Origin of the sequence: Pseudoalteromonas aliena (assembly GCF_038155085.1) — a bacterium.
GTDB classification, from domain to species: domain Bacteria; phylum Pseudomonadota; class Gammaproteobacteria; order Enterobacterales; family Alteromonadaceae; genus Pseudoalteromonas; species Pseudoalteromonas aliena_A.
Genome location: NZ_JBAKAU010000020.1, coordinates 12,926 through 30,329, shown reverse-complemented (window position 1 = coordinate 30,329; position 17,404 = coordinate 12,926). Strand labels below are relative to the sequence as shown.

The 17,404-nt window shown below is 39.0% G+C and carries 14 protein-coding genes; 4 read left to right on the top strand and 10 right to left on the bottom strand.

Going from position 1 to position 17,404, the window contains the following annotated elements:
• Window positions 1-5: 5 nt before the first annotated feature.
• Window positions 6-1,439: a cytochrome-c oxidase, cbb3-type subunit I gene (gene ccoN, locus V6260_RS15765; protein WP_341595059.1), complete on the bottom strand. Its 1,434-nt coding sequence runs from the start codon at window positions 1,437-1,439 to the stop codon at window positions 6-8.
• A gap of 340 nt (window positions 1,440-1,779) precedes the next feature.
• On the opposite strand from ccoN, the gene V6260_RS15760 reads away from it, so the two are divergent.
• From V6260_RS15760 to V6260_RS15750, 3 genes are all read left to right on the top strand, one after another.
• On the top strand, window positions 1,780-2,205 hold the full coding sequence (locus V6260_RS15760; protein ID WP_341595058.1) for a hypothetical protein: 426 nt from the start codon (window positions 1,780-1,782) through the stop codon (window positions 2,203-2,205).
• A 579-nt stretch (window positions 2,206-2,784) separates the two neighbouring features.
• Window positions 2,785-5,472 carry a TonB-dependent receptor gene (locus V6260_RS15755; protein WP_341595057.1) on the top strand — a complete coding sequence of 896 codons (2,688 nt, stop codon included), beginning with the start codon at window positions 2,785-2,787 and terminating at the stop codon, window positions 5,470-5,472.
• 103 nt (window positions 5,473-5,575) lie between these two features.
• Entirely contained in the window at window positions 5,576-6,928 is a 1,353-nt protein-coding gene (locus tag V6260_RS15750; RefSeq protein ID WP_341595056.1) for a hypothetical protein, read from the top strand.
• Window positions 6,929-6,982: 54 nt separating this feature from the next.
• Here V6260_RS15750 and V6260_RS15745 read toward each other — a convergent pair whose 3' ends face one another.
• The 8 genes from V6260_RS15745 to V6260_RS15710 all read right to left on the bottom strand — a co-directional run bounded on the left by V6260_RS15745 (window position 6,983) and on the right by V6260_RS15710 (window position 15,896).
• Window positions 6,983-7,237 carry a DUF3862 domain-containing protein gene (locus V6260_RS15745; protein ID WP_341595055.1) on the bottom strand — a complete coding sequence of 85 codons (255 nt, stop codon included), beginning with the start codon at window positions 7,235-7,237 and terminating at the stop codon, window positions 6,983-6,985.
• A gap of 19 nt (window positions 7,238-7,256) precedes the next feature.
• The gene (locus V6260_RS15740; protein WP_341595054.1) at window positions 7,257-8,093 is read right to left on the bottom strand and encodes a peptidoglycan binding protein CsiV; all 837 of its coding nucleotides are present in this window, start codon (window positions 8,091-8,093) and stop codon (window positions 7,257-7,259) included.
• Window positions 8,093-11,566, bottom strand: a complete 3,474-nt coding sequence (mfd, locus tag V6260_RS15735; RefSeq protein WP_341595053.1) for a transcription-repair coupling factor — start codon at window positions 11,564-11,566, stop codon at window positions 8,093-8,095. The genes V6260_RS15740 and mfd overlap by 1 nt, the downstream gene beginning before the upstream one ends.
• 71 nt (window positions 11,567-11,637) lie before the next feature.
• Window positions 11,638-12,531, bottom strand: a complete 894-nt coding sequence (locus V6260_RS15730) for a carbon-nitrogen hydrolase (RefSeq protein WP_341595052.1) — start codon at window positions 12,529-12,531, stop codon at window positions 11,638-11,640.
• Window positions 12,528-13,583, bottom strand: coding sequence for an agmatine deiminase family protein (locus V6260_RS15725; RefSeq protein WP_341595051.1), 1,056 nt, complete (start codon window positions 13,581-13,583; stop codon window positions 12,528-12,530). Before V6260_RS15725 ends, V6260_RS15730 begins: the two co-directional genes overlap by 4 nt.
• A 57-nt stretch (window positions 13,584-13,640) precedes the next feature.
• A complete protein-coding gene (locus V6260_RS15720) occupies window positions 13,641-14,249 on the bottom strand; it encodes a PilZ domain-containing protein (RefSeq protein ID WP_341595050.1) in 609 nt (202 codons plus the stop codon).
• 229 nt (window positions 14,250-14,478) lie between these two features.
• Window positions 14,479-15,246, bottom strand: coding sequence for a haloacid dehalogenase type II (locus V6260_RS15715; protein WP_211000489.1), 768 nt, complete (start codon window positions 15,244-15,246; stop codon window positions 14,479-14,481).
• Window positions 15,246-15,896, bottom strand: a complete 651-nt coding sequence (locus tag V6260_RS15710) for a peroxiredoxin-like family protein (protein ID WP_341595049.1) — start codon at window positions 15,894-15,896, stop codon at window positions 15,246-15,248. The genes V6260_RS15715 and V6260_RS15710 overlap by 1 nt, the downstream gene beginning before the upstream one ends.
• A 121-nt stretch (window positions 15,897-16,017) precedes the next feature.
• Between V6260_RS15710 and V6260_RS15705 the strand changes: the two genes are divergently transcribed.
• Window positions 16,018-16,905, top strand: coding sequence for a LysR family transcriptional regulator (locus V6260_RS15705; protein ID WP_341595048.1), 888 nt, complete (start codon window positions 16,018-16,020; stop codon window positions 16,903-16,905).
• Here V6260_RS15705 and V6260_RS15700 read toward each other — a convergent pair.
• Window positions 16,885-17,400, bottom strand: coding sequence for a DUF2937 family protein (locus V6260_RS15700; protein ID WP_341595047.1), 516 nt, complete (start codon window positions 17,398-17,400; stop codon window positions 16,885-16,887). The genes V6260_RS15705 and V6260_RS15700 overlap by 21 nt on opposite strands.
• Window positions 17,401-17,404: the final 4 nt, after the last annotated feature.

Genomic DNA, 17,404 nt, shown 5'->3' with positions numbered 1-17,404 from the left:
CTCCGTTATGCTAATTGTGCTTGCGCGTCTAACTTCAGTGATTCTTTCTCAGCTGAAATAGTGCGGAAAACGTTATAAGCCATAACTAACATGCCTGTTACGATGAATACACCGCCTACAAAGCGCATAATGTAGAAAGGATGCGACGCTTCTAAAGACTGAACAAAGCTGTACATTAATGTGCCGTCAGAGTTAACTGCACGCCACATTAGACCTTGCATAACACCTGAGATCCACATTGCAACAATGTAAAGTACAACACCTACAGTATGTAACCAGAAGTGGGTGTTAACCAATTTAACGCTGTACATACGACCTTGTGCGAATAACGCAGGAATAAGGTGGTAAATAGCACCAATTGAAATCATTGCAACCCAACCAAGTGCACCTGAGTGTACGTGGCCAACAGTCCAATCTGTGTAGTGAGATAACGCATTTACAGATTTAATTGCCATCATAGGGCCTTCAAACGTAGACATACCGTAGAAAGACAATGAAACAACTAAGAAACGAAGTACTGGATCAGTACGCAGTTTATGCCATGCGCCTGATAGAGTCATAATACCGTTAATCATACCACCCCAAGACGGTACGAATAGGATAATAGACATAACCATACCTAAACTTTGCGTCCAATCAGGAAGCGCAGTGTAGTGAAGGTGGTGAGGACCTGCCCAGATGTATAATGAAATTAATGCCCAAAAGTGAACTACCGATAAACGGTATGAGTAAACTGGGCGACCTGCTTGTTTTGGTACAAAGTAATACATCATACCCAAGAAACCAGCAGTTAATAGGAAACCTACAGCGTTATGGCCGTACCACCACTGAACCATAGCATCTACCGCACCTGCGTAGATTGAGTATGATTTAGTTAACGACACAGGCACTGCCATGCTGTTTACAATGTGTAGTACTGCAACAGTAATAATAAAGCCAGCATAGAACCAGTTAGCAACATAAATGTGCGACACTTTACGCTTAATTAAAGTACCAAAAAATACTATTGCGTAAACTATCCAAACCACTGCGATTAAAATATCGATTGGCCATTCAAGTTCGGCGTATTCTTTTGAGCTAGTAATACCAAGAGGTAAAGTGATTACTGCTAGTACAATAACGAGCTGCCATCCCCAAAATGAAAAGGCGGCGAGTTTGTCTGAGAAAAGACGCGTTTGACAAGTACGTTGTACGACGTAATAAGACGTCGCAAAAAGTGCACTAGTACCAAATGCGAAAATTACTGCGTTCGTGTGTAACGGACGTAGTCGAGAGTAAGTTAACCATGGTGTATCAAAGTTAAGTGCTGGCCAAGCTAATTGGGCAGCAATCAGAACCCCAATACTCATGCCAACGATGCCCCAAATCACTGTCATAATAGCGAATTGGCGTACAACCTTATAGTTATACTCAGTTTGTGATGCTACTGTTTGGCTCATTTTCTGGCTTCCGCTGCAATAAATGCGTTTAGAAATGAATTACCCACTATGTAAAAGTGGGGCCTACTATTTTTCTCAAGCGTGTTACCTAAAACTTCCAATACATGAAAACTTCAGAAAAAAACTTGAGAAACCCTTATTTTTTGCGGGTGAAATGATAAATTTTTTGGCCTAAAAAAGATAGGTCAATTACATAAAATTATGACATCAATCAAACTTTGTGAGCTTGTTGTTTATTTTTTGATACAGTTTGTGCCTAATTTGGCTTAATAGTAACACTCGCACTTGTTATTTATAGTCACGATTATTAGTATTTGGTTTTCTTTAGTGCGAAATTGTTATGCTTATATATAGATTAAGTTTATTCACTGTGGTGTTTTTTTTATTAACAGCGTGTGATTTTTCTAATAATACAGATGAAAAATTTCTTAAAAACGCCCAGTGTGAAGCTAACTTGCCTTGTACTTTTTCAAATGATGTTAAAGTATGGTTAAGCGAGGAAACTCTTTCCCCCGAAACCCCATTTACTATCTTTAGTGACTTACCTGCAAACATACAAATTGAAGATGCCAAGCTTAAAGGCATCACTATGTATATGGGCTACATTCCACAATTGTTCAAAAAAAATAATAATGTGTGGCAAAGCAATACGATGGTTGGTATTTGCTCAGAAAAAAACATGCTATGGAATTTAGAGCTGATAGTAAAAAACACCACCACATCACAAATTGATACTCTCAACTATTATTTTTATGTAACTTACTAAATTTAATCTTCCCTATACTGTACGGGCTTTATTCTATTCAGATCATTAAAGCTCAGTGCTTGATTGAAATTTCTACAATTCTCACTCGTCGTAAAAGTAACTCTAAAAAGTTCAATTTTTAATTGTCGCTGAACAAAAAAACAAATCCAAAATTCCTTTTTAAGTAACTAATTAAGACTATTTAGCCGGTAATTGTGCATAAGTATGGTTAGTAATTAACATTTAGTTTTACGCTTTTAATAATGTGCTGTGATCAAGTTGTTAATTTTTCTGTTTTTGGTACAAAACTCAAGTAGTTACATTTGATTACAAAGTGAATCACTTTGGTTTCAGGTGTGTTTCTAATGTTTCGTTTTTTTGTTAGGTTACTGTTTTTAAGTTGTATTTATTAATTAACACTGAAACATAATGTAACCTATGTACCTAAAGTAGTTATTCCATTTTATTGCATGATATAAACTGAGCTGCCGTTAAGTTTTCGTTCAGTTAAAAGCGCCTAAGTTGCCCACCTGACTCACTATTCTAATAAAAAGTGAGCATTACCAATAAAGGTAAATTTCCAACAAGTAGGGTTCTTTCATGAAAAAATCAACTCTTGGTTTAGCTGTAATCGCAGCGTTTCCAATGTTTTCAAGTGTGCAAGCTTTAGCGGCTGACGAAGCAGTAAAATCAATCGAAAAAATTCAAGTGACGGGTTCTCGCATTAAGCGTTCTGACATGGAAACCGCTAGCCCAGTTACACTTATTGGCGCAGATGAAATCAGAGCTTCAGGTGCTACGTCAGTTGATAGCGTGCTTCAGCAAATGACTGCTACTGGTGGCGCTATGACTAATCCGGGCGTAAATAACGGCTCTGGTGGTAATGCATCAATCGACCTTCGTGGTTTAGGTTCACAACGTACTTTAGTACTTGTAAACGGCCGCCGTATGATTAACTCAGGTACTGGTGCAGCTTCTACAGTTGATTTAAACACTATCCCGGTATCGATGATTAAACAGATAGAAGTACTTAAAGATGGTGCATCTGCTGTTTATGGTACGGATGCTGTTGCTGGTGTTGTGAACATCATTCTAAAAAATGATTTTGAAGGTTTAGATTTAAACGTTAATTCTGCAATGACATCAAAGCATGATGCATCAGAAACGTCGATCGACTTTACAGTGGGTACTTCATTCGATAAAGGTAATATTGTTTTTGGTGCTCAATATACGAATCGTGGAGAAGCTAGCCAAGGTGATCGTGGCTTTTCAGATTGTCCTTTATTTGAAGGTGAAAACGGCCTTTTCTGCGGTGGTTCATCATTTAGTGAAGGCGGCCATATTTATAACGTAAACACTACGGGTGTTACTAACAGTGATGGCGAAGTTGAGCAACAAGGTGTAGCTAACGACAGCGGTTTAAGTAACCGTGGTGGTAGTTTACATCGTTTCACTGATGAAGCTGATGCTTACAATTATGCAGAACAGAGCTACTTATACACGCCAATGGAACGTTTGAATCTTACTGGTATGGGTACTTATGAGTTAAGCGATGATACTAGTCTTTTTAGTGAGTTTACTTACACTAAACGCTGGTCAGAGCAACAATTAGCTCCACAACCAATTAACTTTGGTTTTAACTATAATGAAAGCATGGGTAATAGCTTATTAAGTCAAACGTATGATCAACGTCAGGTTGTTGATGGTGCGTTTGTAGAAGATGCTGATGGTAATTATGTTACAACACCAACTAACTATGCTTACGGTGATGAAATTAGTTATCGTCGTCGTATGACAGAAAGTGGTGCTCGTGGTTTATCTCAAACAGTAGATACAGTTCGTATTGTTGTTGGTGCAGAAGGTGTAATAAGTGATTACTCTTGGGATTTTTCTGCTAACTTTGGTCGCAATGATTCAGTAGATAAACTAAGTAACCTTCATAATGTTTCTGCAATAAATACAGCAATTGCAGCGGGAACATTTAACCCATTAGATGAGGCTGATTGGGCGTTATCTAATGTTCAAGACTACATTTACACAGAGCAAAACTCAGGTGGTAGCCAATTATTTATTTTAGCTGCATCACTTTCAGGCGAAATGTTTGAAATGCCAGCAGGCTACGCTGCGTTTGCAGCAGGTGTTGAGCGCCGCCAAGAAAAGGCATGGTACACACCAGATTCAATTGCAGCACAGGGTTTAGGTAACGATCCTCGCGTTGATGCTACTAGCGGTGGTTTTGATGTAAATGAAGCTTACGTTGAATTTGCAATCCCATTACTTGCTGATGCACCTTTTGCTGATTCAGTTGAGCTAAGTGCAGCTGTTCGTGCATTTGATTATAGTACATTTGGTTCAGACGAAACGTGGAAACTAGGTTTAACTTGGCGCGTAAATGACGAGTTAATGCTGCGTGGTGTTCGTTCTACAGCATTCCGTGCCCCAACAGTTGATGAGCTTTATTCTGGTAACGCGCCATCATACGAGCAAGTTAGCTACCCTGGTGCAGACAGCCAAGCTGAGGTTACCGTTGGTGGTAACAGTAATTTAACACCAGAAGAAGCAGATACGCTTACAGTGGGTGTTGTTTACGAGCCAGAGTGGTTTGATGGTTTCTCAATGACGCTAGATTACTACGACATTGAAATTGAAAATGCTATTTCTACTTACAACAATCAATATGTGGTTGATCAATGTATTGGTAACGCAAATAGCAGCACTAATGCAATTTGTACAAGTACTTCTGCAGTATTCCAAGCTGACGGCCGTATTGTTTTTAATAACCAATTACGTAACATTGGTTCTGAGAAAACATCTGGTGTTGATTTAAACCTTACTTATGCATTTGAAGCATTAGGTTTAAGCTGGAAAACAGGCTTAGATACAACTTATTTAGATGAGTATGTTGTTGATACCGGTGCAGTAGTTGATTACTCAGGCTTTATCACTGGTGGTGCTGGCGGTTATGCAGATATTAAATCTAATTTTAACTTAAATGTTAAAGGTGACAACTGGGATGCTACATATGAAGCTCGTTATATTGCTGGAATGGATAGCTTTGCATGTATCGGCGATGACACGTGTTTAGCTCCTACAACACCGTCTATCGTATATCACGATATTAGCGCTTCTTACATGATCAATGATGTGTTAACTGTTTCTGCAGGCGTTAATAACATGTTTGATAAAGAGCCACCATACTACTCAGGTAACAACGATTCGAATACTGACCCGTACACTTATGATACATTAGGTCGTCGTTTATTTGCTGGTATCAATATTAAACTATAACTAGCACGTTAATCTTATTAAGGCTCAGTATTTACTGAGCTTTTTTATTGAACAAAATAAAGGAGACAAGTACACTAAAACGATATCTTAGAAGGAGAACTGATTGTTAAAACAAGATGAAAACTTATCTTTTGTCATTGAACCAGAGCTAACTCCTCGTTCTGAACAGCGCATAGATCTGTATTTTTCTATCCCCAATGAAATGGGGATTAATCCGCAAACACTTACCGAAGAATCTTACTTTAATAACCACTTTAAATCACATTTAGCGTATAACGCTAACAATATACACTTGCCTTTAGTGCGAAGCCGTTTTGTTAGTAAAAACAAAGGTGAGCAACAAGATTACCGGCAAAATCTTAATTTATTTTGTTACCAAGTACGTCTAGCACTTGATGCCGATATAAAAGACGCGTTAAAAATTGTTGAAGCCGAAGACTTTTATAAACGCGCTAACGAGGTATATGAGCAAAGCGAAGGGCTTTTAAAAAAGCTGCGTCGCTACACACCAGATGACGAAAAACTACTTCCATTTTTTACCAATGCTGATAACTATTTAAGTTGGCATGTTGAGCAATCTTTTTTAAAGCTTCTAGATGAAGGCCCTCGTAGTAGCGATTATGCAAAAGAGCGTAACGATTTACTGCAGTTTTGTAAAAACGAAAATACGTATCGAGCAGAGAAAAGCTACAACTCTGAAACGACCATGCAAGACGCAAACCGAATAACAAATAAAATGCGCTTGTTACAACGCTTAATTGAACATGGCGTAATATTACAGCGTCAAACGCGTTTCCTTAATAGTTATCTAAAGCGTCTAGTTAAAGGCACTGTAACAGCCGTTATCATGGCTTTTGTGATGGTTGTGATACTTAATGCCCGCTCAACGTTTACTGAAGTTACAGCCACGCTCATTTTAATTTTAGGGGTTATTTATGGCTTGCGTGAAATATTTAAAGAAGATATTACGCGTATGATTTGGCGAGCCATAGTCCAAGGGCGGCCTAAGTGGCGATTTAGTTTTAAAAACAGCATTACTAAAGATAAAATAGCCAGTCAGCTTATTTGGCTTGAATACACTCGTTTTAAAAAAATTCCTGAAGAGGTGCGATCTATTTTTTCAAAACGTCGTCAGCAAAATAAACAAGCCGCACAATGGCTCCATTTTGCAAGTGAAACCCGAGTCAACGCTAAAGAGTTTTTACCCGGATATGATACTTTAAGGCAAACTCTTCAGTTTAATTTAGCACCATTTGCGCGTTATTTGAAACGTGGAGAAGGGAAGCTATACCATTTAGACAGTAATAAAATTTCTAAGCAGGCTGTAGAAAGACGCTATCAATTAAACATGGTACTTGTTCTAACAGAGGAAGGTAAAACACTTTATCAACGCTATAAAATAACGTTAAATCGCAGTAAAATCGTTAATATTGAGCTTATCTACTCCAAAAAATGAGTTTTGTTAATTTAAAAAGGGGCTGATACAATCAGTCCCTAATATTTGGACAGTTTATTTATCAGCTAAGCCATATTTGCTATATAAAGTTACTTTGTCTGATACTAGAGTGATCTCGATATTTTTTGCTTCATCGCCCCATATACAGTTAGTATGCAGTGTTTTTTCAACACAGTTATCAGCACTGCCTAAAATAGTTTCAACTTCAGTCTTATCCATGCCTACTTTAATTTTTTCATAATTTTCAATACTTACCTTAGAACAAGCCGCAAGGCTTAATGTAGCTGCGATGATAAGGAGTTTTTTCATTGTTATATCCTACTTAATATTAATGTTTGAATTTTCTGATTTGGACAATCATGCCCATTCGTGGATGGTCAAAGTAATGTACTTCACCACTAATTACACGTCTAAACTGAGAAAAACGGGCTGACTCTATATCGCCGTTTTCTAGCTTTTGGCTAATATCAAGATTAGCTGTTATGTATAAATAATGTCGTAAATGTATTTTAAATAAACCGTCTAGTTCCCATTCTGCTTTTGATTGATCAGGGTCTTTAAATAGCGCCGATTGTGAATTCGATAAACTTACAAAATCAGGGTTTGAATAGCTAGGTCTTAAATTGGGTTCATTTTTAAGATGCTTACCCGCTATTAAATGCATACTTGGGGCGCGTGACTTGCTTGCGCCTTCAAAGCGCCAGCCTGTATGTAGAATAGGTGTTAAGCCTTTGCGGTCTAGTTGACTATACTGCGCTTTAAATTGCAGCTGCTGCGGCGCTAATAAATAAGTTTGCTGCATATCATCTTTAGCGGGTGCTAAAGGCGTTACAGGTAGCTCGTCGTACCTTTGTAGGTAGTTAATACTGTTGTCACATATACCTGATTGCGGGTTTGAATTAACTAATGAATCAGTAAAAGAGCGTTTTTGAAAACGCTCATCGCCATCTATGCAGGCCTGCATTGCTTGTTCAGTGTAAAGAGGAGTTAGTAAGTCTAGCGTATTTTTATCTTCAATAGCTTTGTGCTTAAGGCTAAAGTCTTCTTGTAAATATGGTGCAGGGCGCTGTTTAAATACAAGCACCTCAACCTCAAACCAGCGTTCTGCAAATGCAGTGCTGCTAAATAAGCAGCATAAAACAATAAGCGATTTTTTAAGCAACATTAATGGCTAACCTTTTTTTCGAAATCTGCAATCATTGCAGTGACCATTTTTAAGCGTTCGCGGGCATTTGCCTCACTAATTGCAAAGCGCAGTTTATTAGCGCCATCCATTTTGTACACCTTAGGTGCACTTTGTATCAAACCAATGATGAAGCTAGGGTTAACTTTGGTATCTTGGCTAAACTCAAAATAACCACCTTTTGGATTTGCCTCAATTTTAGTTATACCTAAATTACTAGCCTTCATTTTTAACAGTTGTAGGCTGAATAGGTTTTTAGCAGCATCAGGTAGTAAACCAAAGCGGTCTATTAGTTCTACCTGTAGTTCATCCATATCATCAAGGTTAGCACAACTTGCAATGCGCTTATACATACCCAAGCGTGCATTAACATCGTGTATGTAGTCATCAGGTAATAATGCAGCTAGCTTTAAATCTACTTCGGTTTGTTTTTGAAGTAGGTTTTCAAGCGTTGGCTCTTTACCTTCGCGCAGGGCATTTACGGCTTGCTCAAGCATTTCCATATATAAGCTAAAGCCGATGGTTTGCATTTGACCTGATTGATCGTCGCCAAGTAGCTCACCCGCACCACGAATTTCTAAATCGTGCGTAGCGAGGGCAAAACCTGCACCTAAATCCTCTAATGATTCAATTGCTTGTAAGCGTTTACTCGCATCTTTAGAAAGCGCTTTAGGGTCACCTGTTAGTAAGTAGGCATACGCTTGATGATGGCTTCGACCAACTCGTCCACGTAATTGGTGTAACTGGGCAAGGCCTAGTTTATCTGCTCTGTCCATAATAATGGTATTAGCCGTAGGCACATCAATGCCTGTTTCGATAATCGTAGTACATACCAGTACGTTGTATTTTTGATGATAAAAGTCAGTCATTATTTGCTCAAGCTCTTGCTCGCGCATTTGACCGTGGGCTGTAGTCACACTTGCTTCAGGTACCCATTCACTAATTTCTTGTGCAACACGCTCGATAGTTTCTACGTTGTTATGTAAAAAATAAACTTGGCCACCGCGTTTAATTTCTCGCAGTACCGCTTCGCGTATTAGTTCTACATCGCGTTGGCGTACAAAAGTTTTTACCGCTAAACGTTTAGCCGGTGGCGTTGCGATTATCGATAAATCGCGCATGCCGCTCATGGCCATGTTGAGTGTACGAGGTATTGGCGTTGCAGTCAGTGTGAGTATGTCTACATCGGCGCGCAGTGCTTTAATTTTCTCTTTTTGACGAACACCAAAGCGATGTTCTTCATCAACAATGAGTAAGCCTAAATCGTTAAATTTAATATCTTGCTGAATAAGCTTGTGAGTGCCAATAACTATATCGAGCTTACCGTTGGCCATTTTTTCAAGCGTGTCTTTTTGCTCTTTAATGGAGTTAAAGCGCGAAAGTACACCTACTTCAATAGGAAAATCAGCAAAGCGGTCTTTAAAGTTTTCATAGTGTTGTTGAGCCAGCAGGGTAGTAGGTACTAAAATGGCTACCTGTTTATCATCGTTAACCGCTATAAAAGCAGCGCGCATGGCTACTTCTGTTTTACCAAAGCCTACGTCACCACATACTAAACGATCCATCGCTTGTTTTGATTGCATATCACCTAATACAGCTTCTATAGCGTTGCGTTGATCGTCAGTTTCTTCAAACGGGAAGCTATCGCTAAATTGACGATATGCGGGGGCATCTAGGGTGAATTTATTACCCGGTTTTGCTTGGCGCTGAGCATAAACATCAAGTAATTCAGCGGCTACATCGCGAACTTTTTCAGCCGCACGTTTTTTAGCTTTTTCCCAAGCATCTGATCCAAGTTTATGCAGCGGGGCACTAGATTCTTCACCGCCAGAATAACGACTAAGCATATGCAATGCAGATACTGGCACGTATAATTTAGCTTCACTTGCGTAAGTAATTGTCACAAACTCTGTAACTACACCTGCAGCATCAATGGTTTGCAAACCTTGATAACGGCCAACACCGTGATCGAGATGCACGACAGGTTGACCTTCTTTAAGTTCGGCTAAGTTACGGATTAGTGCATCTTGGCTGGCTTCGTACTTGTGCTTGCGGCGTCTGCGCTGAGATACTTTTATACCAAGCAGTTCTTGCTCGGTAATAATAGAAAGGCTTGGTTTAGTGCCAAGTACTACACTTTGCTCGAGGGGGCTTACTATTAAGCCTACGTCACTTGCACTTTTTATAAATTGTTCGAGTGTTTCAAATTCTTTAAATTTTAAACCGCTTGGTTTTAAAATGCTCAGCAATGATTCACGACGACCATCCGATTCAACACTGAGTAATATGCGGCCTTTTTTCTTTTTTTGCTCTGCTACATAATTTATAAACGCGCCATAAGGTTCATGCTGTTTATGATCAATACGAATGGCTGGCAGCTCGCTAACGCTTAAGTTTTTATTACCTGCTTTTGTGCCAAGCTTTGCAAGGGATAATCTAATACGTGCAAAATTGCCTAAATTAGAAAACAGCTCTTCAATAGGCTGATAAAGCGCATTGGGTTCAAGTAATGGACGAAGTGGGTCAACTCTGCGGTTTTCATAGCGTACATTTACATCGTGCCAAAAGTTATCCGCCGCATGTTCTAAATCACCCAGCTGCATAACAGTTGTTGTATCTGGCAGATAGTCAAAAATAGTCGCTAGCTTTTCAAAAAACAACGGCATGTAGTATTCAATACCTGCAGGCCAGTTACCTTTGCTTACTTGCATGTATACAGAGTCTTGCTGCGAGCTTGCACCAAATTTTTCGCGGTAACTTATTCTAAACCGTTCAATATCAGCGTCGTTAGTTGGAAATTCATGCGCTGGAAGTAGCTCAATTTTATCTACTTTTTCATCAGAGCGCTGTGTTTCTACATCAAATAAGCGAATGGTATCGAGTTCGTCATCAAAAAAGTCGAGTCTAAATGGGTGCGGGCTACCCATTGGGTATAAGTCAACGATAGAGCCGCGTATAGCGTATTCGCCGTGCTCCATTACTTGTTGAACATTTAAGTAACCAGCTTGCTCTAAATTGTCACGAAAGTTGTGAGTGTCTAGTTTGTCGCCTACTTTAAAGTTGATTGTTGAACCGTAAATAAATGAGGCCGGGGCTGTGCGCAACATTAAAGTAGATACAGGCACAATTAACACACTTTGTTGTTCTTTTTTTAAGGTGTTTAAAGTGGCCAAACGGGCTGAAATAATATCTTGATGGGGAGAAAAATGATCGTATGGCAGAGTTTCCCAATCAGGAAATACCATGACTGGGTTATCGGGTAATAAATACTCTAACTCAGTTTCAAGACGCAGTGCACTTGGTGTATCAGGCGTAACAATTAAGACTAAGTTATCTTGTTGTTTAACGCCTTCAGCAATAGCAATACTTAAACCGCTTCCGCTTAGCTGGCCCCATTGAATTTTATCTTTTTGAGATTTTACCCAAGGCAAGGCTGCCCATTGCTCAAACGCCATTTATTACTCCATTTATAGTTGGCTCTTAGTAGGTAAGAGCCATTATATTATTTAACCAGAGCGCAGGTTACTTAGTCTCGGTATATTTTTGTTAGGTCTTTATAGTGATCAATTCGTCGGTCACGCAAGAAAGGCCAGATACGTCTTACGTTTTCTGAACGTTTTTGATCAATTTCTACCACTAATATTTGCTCATTGATATTATTAGCCTCTGCTAATAATTCTCCTTGTGGGCCTGCAATGAACGAGTTCCCCCAAAACGCAATGCCATCAGTTTGTCCGCTTGGGTCACTTTCATGACCAACGCGGTTACAGCTAATTACCGGTACACCATTGGCAACAGCATGGGCACGCTGGGAAATAACCCACGCATCTTTTTGACGAGTTTGCTCAGCAACGTCGTCATTTATATCCCAACCAATAGCAGTAGGATAGATTAACACCTCAGCGCCTGCCATTGCCATTAAACGTGCAGCTTCAGGAAACCATTGATCCCAACATACTAGCACGCCTAATTTACCCACCGAAGTTTGAATTGGCTCAAAACCGATATCACCTGGGGTAAAGTAAAATTTTTCGTAAAAACCAGGGTCATCAGGAATATGCATTTTGCGGTATTTACCTGCAATGCTGCCGTCTTGCTCTAATACAACCGCAGTATTGTGATAAAGGCCTGTAGCGCGTTTTTCAAATAAAGAAGCCACAATAACAATGCTTAGCTCTTTAGCAAGCTCACCCAAGGCATTACTGCTAGGGCCTGGAATGGTTTCGGCTAAATCAAATACGTCAACATTTTCGGTTTGGCAAAAATATAGGCTTCGGTGCAGCTCTTGGAGTACAACCAGTTTTGCACCTTTTTGAGCAGCTTCACGAATGGCACTCATTGATTTTTCCATATTGTGCTGAGCGTTATCGGTATTGCTTTGTTGCACTAACGCAACAGTTAATTTTGAAGGGCTTGTCATTGTGCTGCTCCAGCTAAAAATCCACGAGGTAATTGCATTGTAATACAGTGCAGGCTGCCAAATTGTTCAATTATTGGTTGGCAATTTACGCCAATAATAGTGTGTTGTGGGTATGCTTTTTGAACTTGTGCAAGAGCACGTTCATCATTGGCATCATTATATGTTGGCACAAGCACAGCATTATTAATAATTAAGTAGTTAGCGTAGGTAGCCGGTAAGCGTGTTTGCTCATCGTCATAAGCGGCTTTTGGCCACGGTAACTCAATTAAGTTATATGGGGTGTTATCGGCAGTTTTAAAGGTTTTTAGTTGTTTTTCCATCGCATCAAGTGCGCTGTAGTGCTCATCAGTTTTATCGTCACACTGCACATAGACCAGGGTATTATTTGGTGCAAAACGCACTAAGGTATCAATGTGGCTGTCGGTGTCATCGCCCGCTAAATAGCCATGTTCAACCCATAAAAAACTCGTCGCGCCTAAGTGCTCTTTTAAAACTGCTTCAATATCATTTGGATTTAAATCAGGGTTACGGTTTTTATTAAGCAAACACTCACTGGTTGTTAGCAACACACCGTGCTCGTTTATTTCAATACCGCCACCTTCAAGTACCATATCGAGCGCTTGATATTGGTTGTTTGTTCTACTTAGCTCTTTTACCAAAGTACGATTAATTTGATTGTCTAATGCGCTTTCAAACTTATTGCCCCAACCGTTAAAAGTAAAATCATATACTTTTAATTGCTCTGGTGAATCAATAGCGGCGCAAGTGAGTGGACCATGATCGCGCGCCCAAGTATCGTTAGTAGGAGTTACTACAAAATGAACTCGATTAAGAGAAATGTTAGCACTATTTAGTAATGCTGTAATATGCACTTTTAATGCACTGTTATGCGCCACAATAACAAGCTGTTGTTGCGTTGTTATGTGCTTAGCAAGTTCAATATATACAGGTTCTACACGCGCTAAATTGTCGGCCCAATCGGTGTCTTTGTGAGGCCACGTAAGCATAACGGCATCTTGAACGGCCCATTCTGGTAAAAGTCTAAAATTCATGAATATTATATACTAATTAAGATGACGCTAGTTTAGCATTTTACATAAAGATGTCAGCTAATTATCACTGTTTAGGTCGGCTTGATTTTGATCAAGTTCTTGGCGTTTTTTAAGTTGGCGGGTTTGAGCATGTAAACTCGCTCTAACAATAAGTTCTTGATCAGTGGTTCTAATTGCGGTAAAGAGCATTGTGTATTGGTAATGCTCGTTATTTTGTTTTTCTACTGCCACAACTTCGGTGTAACAATAAACCGCAGAGGCTTCGTGGTGCAAAAACATTTTGGTTCTAAATGCTTGGCCAATTGAGTGTACTTCAGGTGATGTAAAACGAATACCGCCACCGCCGTAGCTATCACATTGAATTGCGTTATCTTGGGCTTGTTCTGAGGCCAAAATATGGCTCATTATTAAATCTATTTTACGTGACTGCGCTTGTAAAAACACTGCTAACTCTTGTGCGATATCACCTAAATTATGAAGCGGGCGTAAAGAGCTTTGTTCAAGCTCAGTTACTTCATTTGCCAACTTAAATAGTGGGGGAATGTCATCTTCAAGCTCAAGCTGAGAATTAGGGACTTGCTCATTCGATACAGCGAATAAATTAACTCTTATACTCTCATTTATTTGAAAGTACTGCTCAAACTCACTTAATTTTTCACTATTCATTATATTCTCCACCACGTATTTATTTAATAGTAGCGCTGTGAATGCCAAATTGCTAGCAGATAAAATAACCTATGACGGGCTAAATACTTTGTTTACATTCAATTTTTAAGATACTGGTTATGAAATAAATACACTAAAATTCTGCATGGTTAGGGTTAGCCATAAAAAGCGGCCAATGTCATCCTAACATTGGCCGCTTGGGTATTGATTAATTAGCGTATAAACGTGCTTACTTAAGTAGAGCGACTAATTCATGTAAATCTTTCACAACGTGATCAGGTTTTTTTGCAAGTGGGTAAAGTGCTTTACCTGGGCGTGCAATAAACGTAGTTTGTAACCCGGCTTCTTTAGCGCCTGCTACATCCCAACCATGTGCTGCTACCATCATTGCTTCATTTGGCGCTACATTTAACTTTTTAAGTACCCACTCGTAAGCACGTAAATCTGGTTTGTATATTTTAATATCTTCAATGCTGTAACGTGCGTCAAAGTAAGACATTAAACCAGCGCTTTCAAACTGTGCCTTAACACCTTTGTTTGAAGAATTTGTAAGGCTTACTAACTTATAGCCCTGTGCTTTAAGTTTTGCCAGTCCTTCTTTAACATCGTTATGTGGTGGGAGTGTTAAAAGGGGAGTAACAATGGCTGTTTTTGCTTGTTCACTTGTTATGTCTATATTGTTATTTTGTGCCACCATCATTAGCGATGCCACACCAATTTGACCAAAATCGTGGTAACTACCGCTTACTGTATCTACTAATGAATTGTGCAACATAGTAGAGAACCATAAAGGTAGTAAATCTTCACGGCCGCCTAGCGCTTTACCAATTGAGGTACGCATTGATGTTAAATCAAGGAGTGTTTCGTTAACATCGAAAATAAGTACTTTAGGTTTTTCTTGAGTTTTCATTTCATCAGCCATCGCATAGCCAGAAACTAAGCTTGAGCCGACAAGTAGTGAAAGAGTAAGATTTTTTAACGATTTTAAAATAGACATTAATTTTGCTCCGATTCGAGTGCTGCCATAATATCAATAGGCTCTGCACGTAGGGTGTAGTCTTCGTTTAAGAATGCGTAAGTAATAACACCTTCTTGGTTAATTACGTATGTGGCGGGTAGTGGTAACTTAAAGCTTTTATCACCGTAGTAGTGCTCAAAATCAATTCCAAACTGTGTATACAGTGCTTGAATACGCTCATCTAATGTAAACAATAAGCCAAATTGTTCAGCTACTTTATTACTCACATCTGATAGTACATCGAAATCCAGTTCATTTTTTTGTGTAGTTAAGAGCGTTTCATCTGGCAACTGTGGTGAGATAGCAATTAACTGAGCGCTTTGTGTTTTAAATTGTGGCAAGTAATTATTAAGCGCTTTTAGCTCTAAATTACAATAAGGGCACCAGCCACCACGATAAAAGCTAACTATTACTGGGCCTTTATTCAATAAATCATTAAGCTCAATATTTTCACCTTTGTGATTTACTAAGCTAAAGTTTTCTACCTTTGCACCAATTTGTAAGGCGTTATCTTTAATATGCTGAGCAATAAGCTCCTCATTTGTTGTATCCATTAATGCGAGTACATCAGCAGGTAATTTTGCTTCTTTTTGCACATTGTATGCATCTATTTGTGCTTTTAAACTCATTACTAAATCTCAAATTAAAACATATTACGATTATGTGTGTTCTAGTTATTTAAATAAACATTGCAAAACTGAAAGCTTCATTCGAAAATATTAAACATTGAAAACATACCTAAGCTAGCCAATGTACAATTTAAGTGACCTAGAAACCTTCATTGCTGTGGTAGAAAATAAAGGGGTATTAGCTGCAGCGCGTGAGCAGCGACTATCACCCGCAACTGTAAGTCATAGACTCAGTAAACTAGAGCGAGAACTTGCCACTGTTTTAGTATTTAGAGACAGTAGGAGAGTAAGGTTATCCCCGGCTGGGGAGTTATTTTATAGCCGAGTGGGGGCAATAATAGAAGCTTTACATGACGCTGAGCACAGTATTGGTGCCCGAAGCTCATCGGTAAGTGGTTTACTACGCGTGACCATGCCGCCTTGGGTTTTTTCAAAATATGTAATGCCTAAACTTAATGAGTTTGAGCAAGCTTACCCTGAACTAAAGCTTGATTTCTTAATAACGGATCATTTTGTAAATGTGGTTGATGACGCACAAGATGTGGCAATTAGGGTAGGAAAATTAAATGACTCAGGATTACTTTCTCGTAAAATCGTAAACAATAGTCGTATACTTTGTGCAGCCCCTAGCTATATAGAAAAGTACGGCATGCCTGAAAATTTAACGCAATTGAGTGAACATTATTGGGTTTGCCTGCCGTGGCAACGCCAGTTAAAGCTTTTTGACGAACACAAAAAAATACATACCTTTAATGCTAAAACCCGTTTTACTATTTCAAACTCCGATAACATGACACAAGCGGCCATTTCTGGTCATGGTATTGCTATAAAATCAAAAATAGCGATTAATGAAGATCTTAAAAATGGTATTTTGGTTGAAGTTATGCCTGGGGTAATGGCACAAGATGATGCTCCGGTTTGGTTTTTACGCCCGCAAAACAGTTTAACTACCCGTAAAACAGATGTGTTTTATGAATTTATGAAATCACTATTCGTTAGCTGCGAATAATTTCTTACATCCGCGCTTTAATCCTAACATAAATAAAAAACCAAATAACTCAGCAAGCACAGCAATTATAATGGCGCTAATAACAGCCGCTATTATAGAGGCTTTTTTTAGTATTATATGGCCCTCAAAGCGCTGCCATACTTGTTGCTTTATATCGTTTAAGCTACTCGTGAGAGTAAAAATGTAAGGCGATTGCTCAAATTTTTTAACCGCTGATTCAAGAGATTGCTGGCGCATGTTAAGCATGCTGATATGTTCAGCGCCTTTACCAATAATGTCATCCCCTAAATTTTTATAGTGTTTTATTAGCTTATTTAAATCGTTTTTAAAGTATTTTTGGGCATCATTTTTAAACGGAGAAATTGCGTTATTTGCTTCAATCAATTGCGCATTCAGCGCTTGCCCAAAATCGGTCACAAAGGCCGGAATTTGTACCCCTAGCAGCAACCCGCATGCAAAAAAACTAAGTCGAATATAATCTAAAAATTTACTCATTTAT